This window comes from Floridaenema flaviceps BLCC-F50, from assembly GCF_041929275.2.
Taxonomy (GTDB): domain Bacteria; phylum Cyanobacteriota; class Cyanobacteriia; order Cyanobacteriales; family Aerosakkonemataceae; genus Floridanema; species Floridanema flaviceps.
Genome location: NZ_JBHFNR020000002.1, coordinates 444511 through 460054, shown reverse-complemented (window position 1 = coordinate 460054; position 15544 = coordinate 444511). Strand labels below are relative to the sequence as shown.

The following is a 15544-nucleotide window of genomic DNA, read 5'->3' as shown; positions in this document are numbered from 1 at the left end:
TTTTTAATTACTTTTTATTGGCAAGAAAATTACAAATTCTGTACCCTGTTCAGGGTCAGAATTAACATCTATTGTCCCTCCATGTTTGTCAATAATTTGATAGCAAGCAGAAAGTCCTAACCCAGTACCTTTGCCTACAGGTTTGGTCGTAAAAAAGGGGTCAAATATTCTACTTATAACATTGGGAGGAATTACTGGGCCATTGTTCCAAAATCTAATTTTTGCCCATTCAGCATCTATTTTTTGAGTTTGCACAATAATACTAGGTATAAAATTTGTTGATTTATCTTTTAATTGCTTTTCAATCCCTTCTTTAATAGCATCAATAGCATTGGTAATAATATTCATAAATACTTGATTCATTTGTCTGGGATAACACTCTATTAATGGCAAATAACCATACTGCTTAATTATTTGAATGTCTGGATATGGTTCGCCTAAGTGGAAGCGATTTTGTAAAATTAGCAAAGTGCTATTAATTCCTTCATGCAGGTTAACTAATTTCATTTCGGCTTCATCTAAGCGAGAGAAATTCCGTAAAGCTAGGACGATTTGACTAATGCGATCGGACCCTGACTGCATTGAAGAAATGATTTTAGGCAAGTCAATCATGATAAAATCAAGCTCTATCTCTTGAATATATTTTTCAATGTCTGGATCGTCATAACGTTGCTGATAAAGTTTGACGATATTCAGCAAATCTTGACTATAAGTGCTGACATAACTAAGGTTGGCATGAATAAAGTTAATTGGGTTATTAATTTCATGGGCAACTCCAGCTACTAATTGTCCCAAGCTAGACATTTTTTCAGTTTGAATTAGTTGAGCTTGAGCTTTTTTCAGGTTACTTAAAGCATCAGTTAACTGATCGGCTTTAATTGTTAATTCTGAGTTTAGTAGTTTTAATTGTTCGGAAGCTGTTTGTAATTCTTGATTTTTTCGCCAAATTTCTTGGGTTCGCCGTTCAACTCTTTCTTCTAAAGTTTGACGTGCAATGTCTAATTCTAAAGTGCGTTCTTCTACTCTTTTTTCTAGATTATTAACGAGTGATTTGATAGATTCTGCCATTTCTTGATAAGCGCTGGCTAACTGTCCTAGTTCGCCACCAGCACCCACACCTGGAATAGGGGTATTTAAATCACCTGCGGCTAAGGTTTTGCTCCGTTTCGCTAATTGATTAATTGGTACTCCAATCTGTTTTGCTAATAAGTTGGCTACGGTTATAGAAAGTATAATTGATAAGATTAACCCTATAAAAACTATGCGGGCAAGGGCTAGGTATGCTTGTTGAAAATATTGAGAATTGATTTGGATTTTGACGATCGCAACCAAATTATCTCTAGATTTTAAGGGAGCATAAATAGTATTTTGTCCGATGTGGCGATCGATCTGATATAGAGATTCTCGGTTTTTAATGACAGGTAAAAGTTCTGGAAGTGAGAAATATTGATTTTCCCAATTATTATCATTTTTCTCAATAGAAATGATTGATTGACCATTTAAAGAAATAATTTTTAATTTAGTAGTAGGTTGAGAGAAAGTTAAAAACTTTTCTAACCAAGCTTTGTCTAAAGTTTTACCAATTATTAAACTTCCTTGAGAATTTCCCGAACCATCTGTACGGAAAACGGGAGATACTACTAAAATTATTAACTGCCGATCTGCGATGATGACTAATTCTTGGACTAATTTTCCTTGAACCGTCATAGCGGCAATTTTTTCTTGCAGGATAGGCGATCGCAAAGCTTCTCCTTTTTGCTCTAAAATTTCGCCTTTACTATTTACTACTTGGACAATATCGACACCCGCAGATATTGCCAATGATTCACTAACTTCGGCTTTAATCCAAGGAATGTTTTGCTGAGGAATAGCGTCATATAAATCTGTCCAATAAGCAAAACCTTTAGCCACATCTTGTAATCCTTGAGCAGTAGCAGCTGTGTATCCCCGAAAAGCTAAAACTTGATCGTCAAGTCGTGTTTTTTCTAAATCAATTAAAGGCTGATATACAAATTGCCAAGCTGCACCAAGTAAAAATAAAATTGGTAATAGAGATGCTCCAAAGGTAAAAAACAAAATTTTAGTTTGGAGCCTTTGCAAAATTCTAATTATTTTTATCTTAATCTGCCTATATTTCACTATATGAGTTTCCGCCACTTTTCCGGGAATATGTAAGTACATTTGCTTGGTAGATAGGCAAAGACTGCAATTTAATAACATAATACCAGCCAAGCAAAGCTTGCTGGCAAGACCGTTATCAGGATCTATAAACTCAATTATTACTTTAATAAAACAATTTATGAAAAAAATTCATCAAAAGTTCACAGTAATTATTATTTTTTATTATGTATAAAACATCCTTGTAAATAATAATTATTTATAAAATATTGATGCGAATTTTGATATAATTTACTTATTTTACAATTATACTGCCAAAAACTTTTGAATTACATCTTGGCTGAGTTCGCTAGTGACACCAGAAGCGACAATACCACCTTTTTGCATAGCGTAGTAGCGATCGGCTTGGCGGACAAAGTGTAAGTGTTGCTCAACTAAGAGTACCGAAATCCCTGTAGTTTGCACAATGCGGCGCACAGCGGCTTCAATTTCCAAAATAATCGAAGGTTGAATTCCCTCGGTAGGTTCATCTAATACTAACAGGCGAGGATTTGCCATTAATGCTCTGGCGATCGCTAATTGTTGTTGTTGTCCGCCGCTTAAATCTCCACCCATCCGCCACAGCATTGTCTTTAAAACTGGGAACAATTCAAAAATTTCTTCCCTAATTTTTTCGTTACCTTTTCTCCCTTTTGGTAATGCTTCAAACCCTAGTAATAAATTTTCTTCCACTGTTAAGCGAGGAATAATTTCCCGACCTTGAGGAACATATCCAATTCCCATTTTTGCTCTGCGATCGGGAGTTTTATTAGTAATAGATTCCCCAGCAAAACTTATAGTCCCAGTACGAGGTTTAAGTAACCCCATAATGGTTTTTAATAAAGTAGTTTTCCCAACTCCATTACGCCCAATTAGACAAACCATCTGTCCACTAGGAATGTTGATATCTACATTCCTGAGAATGTGACTTTCTCCGTAATAAACATTTATGCCAGAAACTTGCAGTAAGATTTCTGTAGGGGAGATTGGTTGGGGTGCGATCGCGTTATTTATTGATACCATTTTTGCTAACTCAAATCAAATTTTTCAAATTATAGCTAATCAATCATCAACACTAAATGAAACTTCTTCGACTTCTTCTTCTTTCTCTTCTGGCATTTCCTCTTCTTGTTTACCCAAATAAACTTCAATCACTCGCGAATCATTTTGCACCTCTTCAATATTCCCTTCACATAACACCGTACCTTGATGCAAAACCGTTACCTTATTATTAGCAATTTGCCGCACAAACTCCATATCATGTTCAATCACAATAATCGAATGACTTTCTGCCAAAGCCAACAGTAATTCACCCACATTATAGGTCTCTTCATCAGTCAACCCTGCTGCTGGTTCATCTACCAACAATAAATCTGGCGACTGCGCCACCAACATTCCAATTTCCAACCTTTGCTTTTCTCCATGAGAAAGTAAACCCGCAGAAATATTTGCTTTGCTACTCAAACCAATAGTTTCTAATAAACCCGTAACAGTGCGGTATTCATCACTTGAATTTCGTCGCACTAAAGTAGCGAAAACATTTTTATTGCGGTTACAAGCAAGTTCTAAATTTTCTCTAGGTGTCAGGTTGAGATAAACGCGAGGTGTTTGAAATTTGCGCCCTATTCCCAAACGAGCAATTTCATGTTCGGCAAAACTCCGAATATTTTTACCTTTAAAATATACCTGTCCTTCTGTTGGTTTCGTCTTTCCACTAATCACATCCAAAAAAGTAGTTTTTCCCGCACCATTTGGGCCAATTACTACTCTTAATTCCCCCTGGTTTAAGTTAAACTTCAAGTCTTTCAGCGCCTTAAAGCCACCAAAGCTTACAGTAACATTGTCAATTTCTAAGATTTTCGCGTTCATGGTAATTATTCATCAATCATTGGTCATTTGTAGAAATTTTTCCCATATTTGTAGGATAGGCATCTTGCCTGTCATCTCTGTTGCCTGTCATCTCTGTTGCCTGTCATCTCTGTTGCCTGTCATCTCTGTTGCCTGTCATCTCTGTTGCCTGTCATCTCTGTTGCCTGTCATCTCTGTTGCCTGTCATCTCTGTTGCCTGTCATCTCTGTTGCCTGTCATCTCTGTTGCCTGTCATCTCTGTTGCCTGTCATCTCTGTTGCCTGTCATCTCTGTTGCCTGTCATCTCTGTTGCCTGTCATCTCTGTTGCCTGTCATCTCTGTTGCCTGTCATCTCAATCCCCAGTCCCTATTTCCCAGTTAATTCTTCCCTTTCTTGCTGCACTTCGGGTTCATTTTCTAAACTAGGATAAGTAACAGCTTGCTTTTGCATTCTCAATAATCTTCTAATTTGGTTAATACCTTGAGAACGCCACCAACCAACTAAACCATCAGGTAGCAACATTACTACTAATAAGAATAATGCACCTTGAAAAAATAGCCAAACTTCGGGAAATTGTTCGCTTAACAAACTTCTGGCAAAGTTAACTAAAATTGCGCCGATAATTGCCCCTATTAATGTGGCGCGACCTCCCACTGCTACCCAAATTACCATTTCAATAGAAAAGGCAATATCCATTGCTTTAGGAGAAATTAACCCAGTTTGGACAGTGTACAATGCGCCAGCAATTCCGGCGAGTCCGGCGGAAATTGCAAATACTAAAACTTTAAATCCTGTGGGGTTGTATCCCGAAAAACGCACCCGACTTTCATCATCCCGAATTGCTACGAGTAAGCGTCCAAATCTCCCAGTTGTTAACCAGCGACAAAAGCCATAAGTTAAAGCTAAAAGTATGATTGTCAGTGCGTAAAAAGTGAATTGAGTTTGGGGTGCATTAACTTCAAAACCCAAGAGAGTTTTGTAATTTGTTAAACCATTTGTGCCGTTAAATAGTTTCTGTTGTCCGTTGAAGAAGTTGAAAAAAACGATCGTCGCTGCTTGCGTTAAAATCGAAAAATAAACGCCGCGAATTCGGTTACGAAATACTAAATAACCCAATAATGCTGCTAGCAAAGCTGGGATAATTATTACTGCAATAATAGTCAGAGGAAAAGAGTAAAAAGGTTGCCAAAACCAGGGTAATTCTTGCACGCCGTAAAGACCCATAAATTCTGGTAAACGTCCAGGTTCTAAAGGTGCTAATTGTAGGTGCATTGCTAAGGCATAACCACCCAAAGCAAAGAATACCCCATGACCTAAACTCAGCATTCCTGTGTAACCCCAGATGAGGTCAATTCCCAAAGCGACAATTGCTAAAGCGAGAAAACGTCCGAGTAAACTGACGCGAAATGCTTGTCCGATAACGGTTAGTAAAGGGGGGATGAGAAAGATGGTAATTAGTGCGATCGCACCCACAATTCCCGCTTCTATTAAAATAGACTTGTGTTTAGTAGAACCGGGATTTAACTTAAAACCCTGAAATTTTGGCATTGTATCCTTTGCAGCTACAGGTTCAACAACAGTTTCCTTAACTTGCCAATTTTCTGTTCTTTTCCGCACGCGAGGAAAGTGATAAATCTTCCGACTATTTGACTTATTTTCATTTTCTAGCATTCTCCCCTCCTAACTAATTAACTGACTCTAATTATCCAAAACTTCCCAACACAATTAAGCATCTACCGTGCGACCTTTTTGCGGGAACAAACCAGCCGGACGCACTTGTAAAAAGATAATAATTAAAGCAAATACCATAACTTTTGCCATACTAGTAGTTGCAAAGAAAGCAAACAAATCTGCTAAAGGTGGAATTGGTGATAGTAAAGGTGCTAAAGCATTGGAACCAATAATATAACTAACAGTACCAATTGCCAGTGCTGCCACAATACTACCGACTAATTTTCCGACACCACCAACAACTACCACCATGAATGTATCTACAATATAATTTTGTCCGGTATTTGGTCCGACAGAACCTAACAAACTAATCGCACAACCAGCCACTCCAGCTAAACCCGAACCTAGCGCAAAAGTTAAAGCATCTACTTTTTGAGTGGGAATTCCTAAACAAGAACTCATGCTGCGATTTTGCGTAACGGCGCGAATTCTTAAACCCCATGCTGTACGTTGGAAAAAATAATAAATTCCCGCCACACATAAAATAGTCAGAAAAATGATAAATAACCTCGTATAAGGAAGTCGTAAAGCACCAATATTTAAACCATCCTGTAACCATTTAGGTGCAGTAACGTTAACATTTTGAGCACCAAACCAAGGCTGAGTCACAGCTAATTTGTAGGTTTGGGCTAAAACCACACCTATTACTACCGATATAGCTGCTGATAAAGGTAGTATTATTGTGAAAAATAAGTTGCGAATTCTGTCAAAATCTGGGCGACGAGACACCACCCACCAAGCACCAAAAAACAACAAACAAAATAATGTAAGACCAATTACTAAAACCCAGTTAACACTGCGAACAAATTGTTGCAGTATTAAACTCACACCCCAAGTTGCTAGCAAAGTTTCTAATGGTCTACCGTAAAGAAATCTAACTACACCTTTTTCTAATAATAATCCCACCAAAGCCGTCACTAAAAAAGCCATTGGTATGGCAAAAATAATATATGTTTCAGATAAAGGACTTCCCAACCCCCTGAAAACATTTTGCACCACAAAAGTTGTATAAGCCCCTAGCATAATTAACTCGCCGTGTGCCATATTAATTACGCCCATTAACCCGAAAACTACGGCTAGACCCAATGCCGCAATTAATAAAACTGAGCCAATACTAATTCCGTTAAATATTACATTCAAAAATTCTACCACTGCACCTTTACCTCCAAAAACAAGTTAGATAAATTTCCCTATTCTGAGCCAATAAAATGGGTGAGCCAAGCCCACCCAAAAACAATTTATTTTTTAAGTTTTAACCTGGAATTTTCCTCCTTTGCTGGGGTCAGACCAATCGCAAGAATACCCCTTAGTTTCTGCTACAAACTGATTCCAGGGTATAGGCTTAACAGGTGCGGTGCTAGCAGAGACAATTTTAAACAAGCCATCTTCGCCTACTTCACCAATGCGAACCGTCTTATAAATATGGTGATTAGTGTCCATAGTAACCTTACCCTCTGGCGCAGCTAAAGTTTGTCCTAAAGCTGCTTTTCTCACTGCTTCAATGTCAGTAGTTTTAGCTTGTTCCACTGCTTGTTTCCACAAGTAAACAGCTATATAAGCTGCTTCCATTGGGTCGTTTGTGACTCTATCCGCGCCATATTTAGCTTTGAAAGCTTGAACAAACTTTTGATTTTCTGGTGTATCAACTGTTTGGAAATAATTCCAAGCGGCATAATGACCTTTGAGGTAGTCAACTCCAATGGCTTTGACTTCTTCTTCCGCAATACTAACGGACATAGAAGGATATTTATCTGGTGTCAATCCAGCATCTTTCATTTGTTTGAAAAATGCTACATTACTATCGCCATTGAGCGTATTGTAAATTACTCCACCGTTGGGTAAAGCTTGTTTGATTTTGCTGATAATTTGGGTAACTTCGGTACTACCTAAAGGCAAATAGTCTTCCCCAACAATTTTGCCACCTTTAGCTTGTACTTGCGCTTTAATGATTGTGTTTGCAGTCCGGGGGAAAACGTAATCTGAACCGATTAAGAAAAAGTCTTTTCCTTTATTTTGCAACAGCCAATCTACAGAAGGTTCAATTTGTTGGTTGGGTGCAGCGCCAGTGTAGAAAATGTTGTTGGAACATTCCTGTCCTTCGTATTGCACAGGATACCAAAGCATATGTTTCTTTTCTTCAAAAACTGGCAATACTGCTTTGCGACTAGCAGAAGTCCAACAGCCAAAAATAGTCACCACTTTATCTTGGTCAATTAATTTTTTAGCTTTTTCAGCAAAAGTCGGCCAGTCAGAAGCACCATCTTCAACTATTGGTTGAATTTGTTTGCCTAAAACACCACCAGATTTGTTAATTTCTTCAATTGCTAATTGTTCAGCATCGACAACACTCTTTTCACTAATTGCCATTGTGCCGCTTAAAGAGTGCAAAATTCCTACTTTAATTGTGTCTCCGGTAGCAACTACTGGCGATGCTGTAGGAGTTGTGTTTGCTGCGGGAGTTGTGGCTGCGGGAGTTTGTGTAGTTGAGGTTGTGCTACTACTACCACAAGCTTTCAATAAAATAGTTGTCCCTAATGTGGCAGAACCGTACAAAATAAACTTGCGCCGACTAATTTCTCTGCTCATCCTTTTCGCTCTACTCCTAAAGTTAATCAGTCTATAGATAGGGGTTTCGGTAACTGAAATTTGCTATGTTAGACTGTTTATTTCAGTATTTTAGTATATTTGAATACAAAACTTGTGCGAGTAACAATTTTTTCTAACTCTTAAGAATTTTTTTGTAATTCAAACTAACTCATCAGTTACTACTCGCCGCAAAATCTCTGTTACTTCGGCTGCCATTCTGGAATCAAGTTGTACAGCATTTTTACTTGCACCTCTAAGAGTTAAAGCAAAACTTCTCAATTTAGGTGAATTATTTTCAGTCTGTGAAATTTTATCAATGAATTGTATCAGCATCACATAAACGATTTCGTATCTATTCCTACTATTGCTATAGCCATTTCCCAATTTAGAAATAATTACTGGGGAACTAACAAATTTATCTAATCCTAATTGCTTAATTGCCAAATCAGTATAACGACAGGCATCGGTTCCCATTGCCCTAACCATACATTCTAAACTATTCCATTGGGCATTTGGTAGTTTTATTTCTAAGGGTAGATGTAGATGCCAACCTAACATGGTAATGCAGCGAGTTAAGTCATAAGCGGTGACTAAATTTTCACCGGGAGTACCTTCTAAGGTGCTAGATAATACAACTTTTTTTTGCTTTAAATCGTAAATTTCCGGGCGAGAAAGATAAGGTGATTCACCGTATCCGCCCCGAAATTCTAAGTTTTTGTTTCCGGTAATTTTTTTCACCCAATTTTCTAATCCTTCGCGAGTCTCGAAGCGCTTAAACATAGCTGCTAAGGAATTAGAACTAGCGATGCGATCGCCATAACTAACCACATCCCAGGCTAACTCATAAAATGGTACATCTCTTTTGCGCCGATCGCGATCGCGAATCACACAATTATCAATATCAGTATTGGGTGAATTAGCATTGACTCTAGAGACAACATGGAGAATGGGTAAAATTTTTGTCGCACTCCAAAATTGTCCTTTTGTTAAAGCATTTCTTCCTAACCAATAAGTTAGCAAATTTCCCGTCTCAAAAGTTGCTACACAAACACAAGCTTCTTGAATATCTTCATGCAAAAATTTCAAAGCTTTTTCGTCAATTTTTGGCAGTTCTCCCACTGGCGGATAAGGACTAAATTTTTCGGGCTTTTCCGAATCTTTACCCCCCACATTTTGGCGATAATCTTTAGTTGATAACCGTTCGGGATAATTTTTAATTTCTTCTTTATAGGGAGAAGTTTGTACACCTTGATATAACAAAGCAAGGTTGTCTTTGTTGGCTCCTTTATTCAGCCCAATACTGATAAAATTTTTATAAATCTGCAATCTGTCTTTCGCCTGTTCCAACTGCATTGGCAATTGATTAATTTCAGGGGTTTCTATTTCGGTAAATGGAGCAATTGAATTGCCAGCAATTGCTTGCATAATGGCGTTAGTAACTTTTGTTCTGGCATCATTCATTGCTTTAGCAATTAGTCTTCCTGCCACAACTTTAGCATTGTAGTCATCAGCAGCCAAAAACTCTCCGCCAAATGCGATCGCCCATTTCTCCCAATTATTAACTAACTTCTTTACTTCCTTATCTGCTATTTGCTGACTTTTGAAAATTGCGTAAAAAGCCGCTATTGCTTCCTCATTACTCACGGGATTTGTCGGTGGAGTCACGGGCGCTTGTACTGTTTCACCCGCCAAAGCTAACTTAAGTGTTTCCGCAACTTTAAACTTAGCCTTTTCTATTTCTGAAGCTAGCTTTTTACCAACCAAAATTTTAGCATTATTTTCTGTTGGTTCAAACGATTGACTATCAAAAGCCCTTGCCCACCTCTGCCAATAAACTTTCAATTTTAAACCTGCATCATCAGCCGCAGCTACATCATTATTAAATAACCTGTTAAACTCATTTAATCCGTCACTATTACTAATTGTCGCAGGTTCTAAAATTGGAGAAGTAGACATTAACAGCACCTCTGAACAAGCTATTAGTTAAGATTTTTACCTATTCCTGTAGCGAGCAAATTTGATTGGTAAAAAAGATTGATTTTTGCACCAGGAAGACAGGAAGGACAAGAAGAAAGAGTTTTCGCGATCGCTTTGGGATTGCCATAGCTCAAAAACAATCGCTATATGCCTGTGATACGCTACAATTAAGTAGGTAGATATAAATAAAGTGAAAACTGAGGCGGGCAGGATGCCCACCCCACAAGAAAGCTGTAACTGTTGTGGGGTGGGCATCCTGCCCGCCCCATCCAAACATAACTATTATCACTTTATTTATTTACTCCTACTTAGTATCTTCCCATATTTTTGCACCAGCGAAGCTCCCTAATCTAAAATTATCATGTCATTTCGTCCTCGGAAACAATTTGGGCAACATTGGCTGAAGAGTGAAAAAGCCTTAAATGAAATTGTCAAAGCAGCCCAAATAAGTAAAAGCGATCGCATTTTAGAAATTGGCCCCGGAACAGGCAATTTAACCCGTTATCTTTTACCTTTAGCCGAATCAGTTGTAGCGGTAGAGATCGATCGCGACTTGTGCCAAAATTTAGCTAAAAGCCAGGGAAAAACCGAAAACTTTCTGCTGTTACAAGGAGATATTCTCACCTTAAATTTAGAAGCGCAATTAGAAAACTTTCCTCAATTTCAAAACCCCAATAAAGTAGTTGCCAATATTCCCTACAATATTACCGGGCCAATCCTAGAAAAACTGTTAGGTAAAATAGCTAAACCCGTAACCAAACCAAAAGATTTAATTGTATTATTAGTGCAGAAAGAAGTAGCCCAGAGATTATACGCTCAACCATCATCAAAAGCTTTTGGAGCCTTGTCAGTTAAAGTACAATACTTAGCAGATTGTGAGTTAATATACTCCGTACCAGCCAAAGACTTTTATCCACCGCCAAAAGTAGATTCAGCCGTAGTCAGGCTACATCCGCAAATTCGTTATCCTGCGGAAAATCCCAAATTTTTAGATAACTTAGTCAAACTCGGTTTTGCAGAAAAGCGGAAAATGTTACGAAATAATTTAAAAAGTGTGGTGGAACGCGATCGCTTGACCGAAATACTGGAACAATTAGAAATAAATCCCCAAGTTCGCGCCGAAGACCTCAGCGTGCCACAATGGGTAGAACTAAGCAACAGACTAGCAGTATCCGCAACAGTGGAAACTTAAGCTTTGCCTGCAACCTAGAAACTGTCAAACAAATGCGTTCTTACACCTTAATTGCCCCAGCCAAAATCAATCTTTATCTAGAAATCTTAGGGATGCGCCCCGATGGATATCACGAATTGGCAATGATTATGCAAAGCATAGAATTAGCCGATTATATTGAAATTAATGCCAACGGTACTGACAATATCCGCCTGCATTGTAACCATCCCGAAGTACCATTAGATACCACAAATATCGCCTATCGTGCAGCTAAATTAATGGCAGAACAATTCCCCGAAGCTTTTGCGAAATTCGGTGGAATTGATATTGAAATAGATAAGCGAATTCCCGTTGCTGCTGGGTTAGCAGGAGGTTCCACAAATGGCGCAGCAGTATTAATAGGTTTAGACTTAATGTGGAATTTAGGATTAACCCAATCAGAGTTACAAGAATTAGCAGCATTACTCGGTTCTGATGTACCTTTTTGCATTGCCGGAGGCACAGCAATTGCTACAGGGAGAGGAGAAATATTATCCCCATTACCAGATTTAAATAACCTCTACGTTGTCTTAGCAAAATATCGTAGTTTGGGAGTTTCTACAGCTTGGGCTTATAATACTTACCGGGAAAAATTTGGTAATAGTTATGCCTGTGATACTTCGAGAATGCAAGAACGATCGACCAAACTAAATTCAGGCGCTTTAGTAAGTGCGATCGCTCATAAAGATAGCATAAAAATCGGTCAATCTCTTTACAACGACCTAGAAAAAGTTGTCTTACCAGCCCATCCCCAAGTAGAACAACTACGCCAAGCCTTTCAAAAACAAAATATTTTAGGCACAATGATGTCAGGATCGGGCCCTTCAGTATTCGCCCTCGTTGAATCAGATACCCAAGCCCAAGAGGTAAAAAATTTAGTAGAAAATGACCTGAAAAATCCCGATTTAGACTTCTGGATTACCAAATTACGCCCCGCAGGAATCACCGTAGAAAATTAACTTAATTTGCTCAAAACTTTTCCTTCTTTTAATTATGAACGAACCAACACCCACCGAAAAACCCAATACTTCTGCAACCGAAACCAACACCAACCCACCCAGCATTCTCCGCTGTATAATTGGTGCAATAGTTGCCGCAACAATGGCGATCGGATCTTTCTTTATTAATTCTTCTATTGCTCAATATTTTGTCGATCGTCCAATTCATTCCCCCAACTATCTAGTTGTTAACATTACCTCTGCCGTTCGTACCTTAATTATCGGCATCAGCACCCTAGCAACAGGCGTTTTTAGCTTAATCGCTTTGGGACTTTTAGCCCTAGCCATTCAAGTCACCATCCAACAATTAAAGCAACAAACACCCTCAGCAAAAAACTAAGTTTAATGAAACACCTACGTCTTTTCTGCATGACGTAGGTGAGACAGGATTTCACTTAAACTTTTTCACAAAACTGACTTATGTGCAGTACAGCTTCACCATGATCGGGAATCCAAGCTAACCATGAGTCTGGGGAACACTGACACAACAACAATGCTTCGTCAAAACTGAAAGAACTCGGAACTTCAGAAAGTTTCACCCAGGTAGACGGTTGTAATTCCTGGGTGAACAGATTTTTTTCATTTTCTGTTAACCAATCCCAGGAATAGGAAGGCAAACCTGTACCAACCTGCGACTTACAAATGTCGAGTTTCATCATCCTTCCTCATAATCAAGGTAAACAGTCCATTGCCGAGGCTTTACCAGCCTTCGCTGGAACTGTTTCCCTCAGCCAATGGTCTAAAATCTAATTAATTCTGTATTTAAAGTTACAGAATCTTGGCTAAACAGGTCAAGCAACTGTGTCATAACTTAACATTTGGGCTGTGAGGTGCGATTAATGTTTAATTTTTATAGATAAAAATTCCTGTGATACGGATCTTGTCAACAATCCAAAGAGATAAGATAGGTGTAACAGAGAAGTACTGGGTGCATTTAAAGCGATCGCAAAAAATATTTTGCTGCAATGGTAAAAGCCAGAAACTATTTTGTGTTACAACTAAAAGGATTGCTCAAAATTAGCTAATTTAAAGATTTCAGTCCAACCAATTCAATAAACTTAGAGAGTTTTTTTGAATTGTCAATAGTTCTAAAAGTCAGGGAAAAAATTCATGATATTTCTGAATGGCAAACTTTCTTCCCTCCCACAGCAGGAGAAAATCTTAGAAACTGGCGATCGAATTGAATTAATTGAGCAATTATTGGCAATTGGTACAGCCCTTTCCAGTAGCCAAGATTTAGGAGAATTACTCAATCTTATTTTAACAAAAAGTCGCGAAATTACTTGCTCTGACGCAGGCAGTCTTTATCTTATAGATCAAAAAGATAACATTCCTAAACTAATATTTAAAGCCGCCCAAAATGATTCCCTACCACAGGCAACATTTAAAGAATTTGCCATGCCAATTACTCAAAAGAGTTTGGCTGGATATGTGGCTCTCACGGGAAAAAGTTTAAACTTACCAGATGCTTATCATTTACCTAAAAAAGTTCCTTACCAAATAGACAAAACATTTGATGAGAGTTTTGCTTATCGCACGCGATCGGTTTTAGTTTTACCAATGCAAGACCAAAAAGGAGAAATTATTGGCGTAATTCAACTGATAAATCGCAAAATTAAACGAGATATTGCCATCACATCAGAAAATGCCGATACTGTTATCAAACCCTACTCTAACTGGGAAGAAAGCATAGTCAGAAGTCTCGCTTCTCAAGCCGCCATCTCTATTGAACGCAATCAATTACAAGAAAGCATTCAAAACTTATTTGAAGGATTTGTTAAAGCCTCAGTGCATCTAATTGAACTACGCGATCCCACAACATTTGGTCATTCGGAACGAGTAGCTGAACTCACCGTCCGCTTAAGTGAGGAAGTTAGCTCAATTACTAGTGGTAAGTTTAAAAAAATTTATTTTAACGACTGTCAAATTCAAGAAATTCGCTACGCCGCTTTATTACATGACTTTGGGAAAGTCTGTGTTCCCGAAAGGATTTTACAAAAGCGAAAAAAGCTTTATCCAGAACAACTAGACTTATTGCGCCACCGCTTCGCCCTAGCACAACGTAGCCTAGAATTAGAATGTGCAGAAACTAAATTTAAGCAACTGCTTAACTCTCCATTCCATCGCCATAAACCCAACAATAATCAATTGAATTGTCCTCACTGCGATCGCCTAGAAAAACTTGATACAGAACTAAAATTAAAAATCGCTAAACTTAATAGTTACTGGAAATTATTATTAGAAATTAATGAACCAGAAGCAATTGAAACCAAACAATTTCAGGCATTATCAGAAGAAGCATTGATTGAATTAACAGAGTTATCTGAATATAAATATCGTGACATTGATGGTCAATTAAAACCACTGGTTTCTTTAGAAGAAATGGAACAGTTAATGATTCCAAGAGGAAACCTGACACCGGAAGAAAGAAAAGCGATCGAAGCGCACGTCATCCACACCTACAAATTCCTCGAACAAATTCCTTGGACGAAAGACTTAAGACAAGTACCATTAATCGCCGCCGGACACCACGAAAAATTAGATGGCAGCGGCTATCCTCAAGGTTTAGAAACAGGAGAAATTCCCCTGCAAACTCAAATCCTAACCATAGCCGACATCTACGACGCTTTAACCGCGAGCGATCGACCCTACAAACGCAAACTACCCGTAGAAACCACCCTGCAAATCCTCAAACAAGAAGCCCACAAAGGCAAACTCAACACCGACTTAGTAGAACTCTTCCACCAACGCCAAGTGTTCCAAATCTTAGGTCACACCTTGAGCATTGACTAGTAGGAGCAGAGGGGCTCTTTTGGGCTCTTTTGGGCTCTTTTGGGCTCTTTTGGGCTCTTTTGGGCAGGGGAGCAAGGGAGAATTTAAAACTTAAAACTCTTCCTATCTTCCTAACTCTCTCACTCTCTCACTCTCTGACTCAAAACTTCCCCAACTCTTCCTAACTCTCTGACTCTCTGACTCTCTCACTCAAAACTTCCCTAGTCCCCAATTTTTGCAATTCTTATTCTTAACCAAAATTTT

At 38.4% G+C, this 15544-nt stretch carries 12 protein-coding genes; 4 read left to right on the top strand and 8 right to left on the bottom strand.

Features of this window, described 5'->3' with window-relative positions; genetic code table 11:
- Positions 1-3: 3 nt before the first annotated feature.
- From ACE1CI_RS21955 to ACE1CI_RS21925, 7 genes are all read right to left on the bottom strand, one after another.
- On the bottom strand, positions 4-2220 hold the full coding sequence (locus ACE1CI_RS21955; RefSeq protein ID WP_413265260.1) for an ATP-binding protein: 2217 nt from the start codon (positions 2218-2220) through the stop codon (positions 4-6).
- Positions 2221-2424: 204 nt separating this feature from the next.
- The gene (gene urtE / locus ACE1CI_RS21950; RefSeq protein WP_413265259.1) at positions 2425-3180 is read right to left on the bottom strand and encodes an urea ABC transporter ATP-binding subunit UrtE; all 756 of its coding nucleotides are present in this window, start codon (positions 3178-3180) and stop codon (positions 2425-2427) included.
- Positions 3181-3219: 39 nt separating this feature from the next.
- Positions 3220-4026, bottom strand: coding sequence for an urea ABC transporter ATP-binding protein UrtD (gene urtD / locus ACE1CI_RS21945; protein WP_413265258.1), 807 nt, complete (start codon positions 4024-4026; stop codon positions 3220-3222).
- Between the two features lie 346 nt (positions 4027-4372).
- Complete coding sequence (gene urtC / locus ACE1CI_RS21940) at positions 4373-5554, bottom strand: urea ABC transporter permease subunit UrtC (RefSeq protein ID WP_413263696.1); 1182 nt, start codon at positions 5552-5554, stop codon at positions 4373-4375.
- Between the two features lie 177 nt (positions 5555-5731).
- Positions 5732-6889: an urea ABC transporter permease subunit UrtB gene (urtB, locus tag ACE1CI_RS21935; RefSeq protein WP_413263695.1), complete on the bottom strand. Its 1158-nt coding sequence runs from the start codon at positions 6887-6889 to the stop codon at positions 5732-5734.
- Positions 6890-6982: 93 nt separating this feature from the next.
- On the bottom strand, positions 6983-8323 hold the full coding sequence (gene urtA, locus ACE1CI_RS21930) for an urea ABC transporter substrate-binding protein (RefSeq protein WP_413263694.1): 1341 nt from the start codon (positions 8321-8323) through the stop codon (positions 6983-6985).
- 159 nt (positions 8324-8482) lie between these two features.
- Entirely contained in the window at positions 8483-10279 is a 1797-nt protein-coding gene (locus ACE1CI_RS21925) for a hypothetical protein (RefSeq protein WP_413263693.1), read from the bottom strand.
- A 382-nt stretch (positions 10280-10661) separates the two neighbouring features.
- Between ACE1CI_RS21925 and rsmA the strand changes: the two genes are divergently transcribed.
- Genes rsmA through ACE1CI_RS21910 form a run of 3 tightly spaced genes read left to right on the top strand, consistent with a single transcriptional unit; the run spans position 10662 to position 12848 of the window.
- Entirely contained in the window at positions 10662-11492 is an 831-nt protein-coding gene (gene rsmA / locus ACE1CI_RS21920) for a 16S rRNA (adenine(1518)-N(6)/adenine(1519)-N(6))-dimethyltransferase RsmA (protein WP_413265603.1), read from the top strand.
- 32 nt (positions 11493-11524) lie between these two features.
- The gene (gene ispE, locus ACE1CI_RS21915; protein WP_413265606.1) at positions 11525-12469 is read left to right on the top strand and encodes a 4-(cytidine 5'-diphospho)-2-C-methyl-D-erythritol kinase; all 945 of its coding nucleotides are present in this window, start codon (positions 11525-11527) and stop codon (positions 12467-12469) included.
- A gap of 34 nt (positions 12470-12503) precedes the next feature.
- A complete protein-coding gene (locus tag ACE1CI_RS21910; RefSeq protein ID WP_413265602.1) occupies positions 12504-12848 on the top strand; it encodes a DUF3082 domain-containing protein in 345 nt (114 codons plus the stop codon).
- Positions 12849-12903: 55 nt separating this feature from the next.
- Here ACE1CI_RS21910 and ACE1CI_RS21905 read toward each other — a convergent pair whose 3' ends face one another.
- Positions 12904-13167: a hypothetical protein gene (locus tag ACE1CI_RS21905; protein ID WP_413265601.1), complete on the bottom strand. Its 264-nt coding sequence runs from the start codon at positions 13165-13167 to the stop codon at positions 12904-12906.
- Between the two features lie 451 nt (positions 13168-13618).
- Here ACE1CI_RS21905 and ACE1CI_RS21900 point away from each other — a divergent pair, with 451 nt between their 5' ends.
- Positions 13619-15301 (top strand): HD domain-containing phosphohydrolase, encoded by a 1683-nt coding sequence (locus ACE1CI_RS21900; protein WP_413265600.1) that lies wholly within the window; start codon positions 13619-13621, stop codon positions 15299-15301.
- Positions 15302-15544 lie beyond the last annotated feature (243 nt).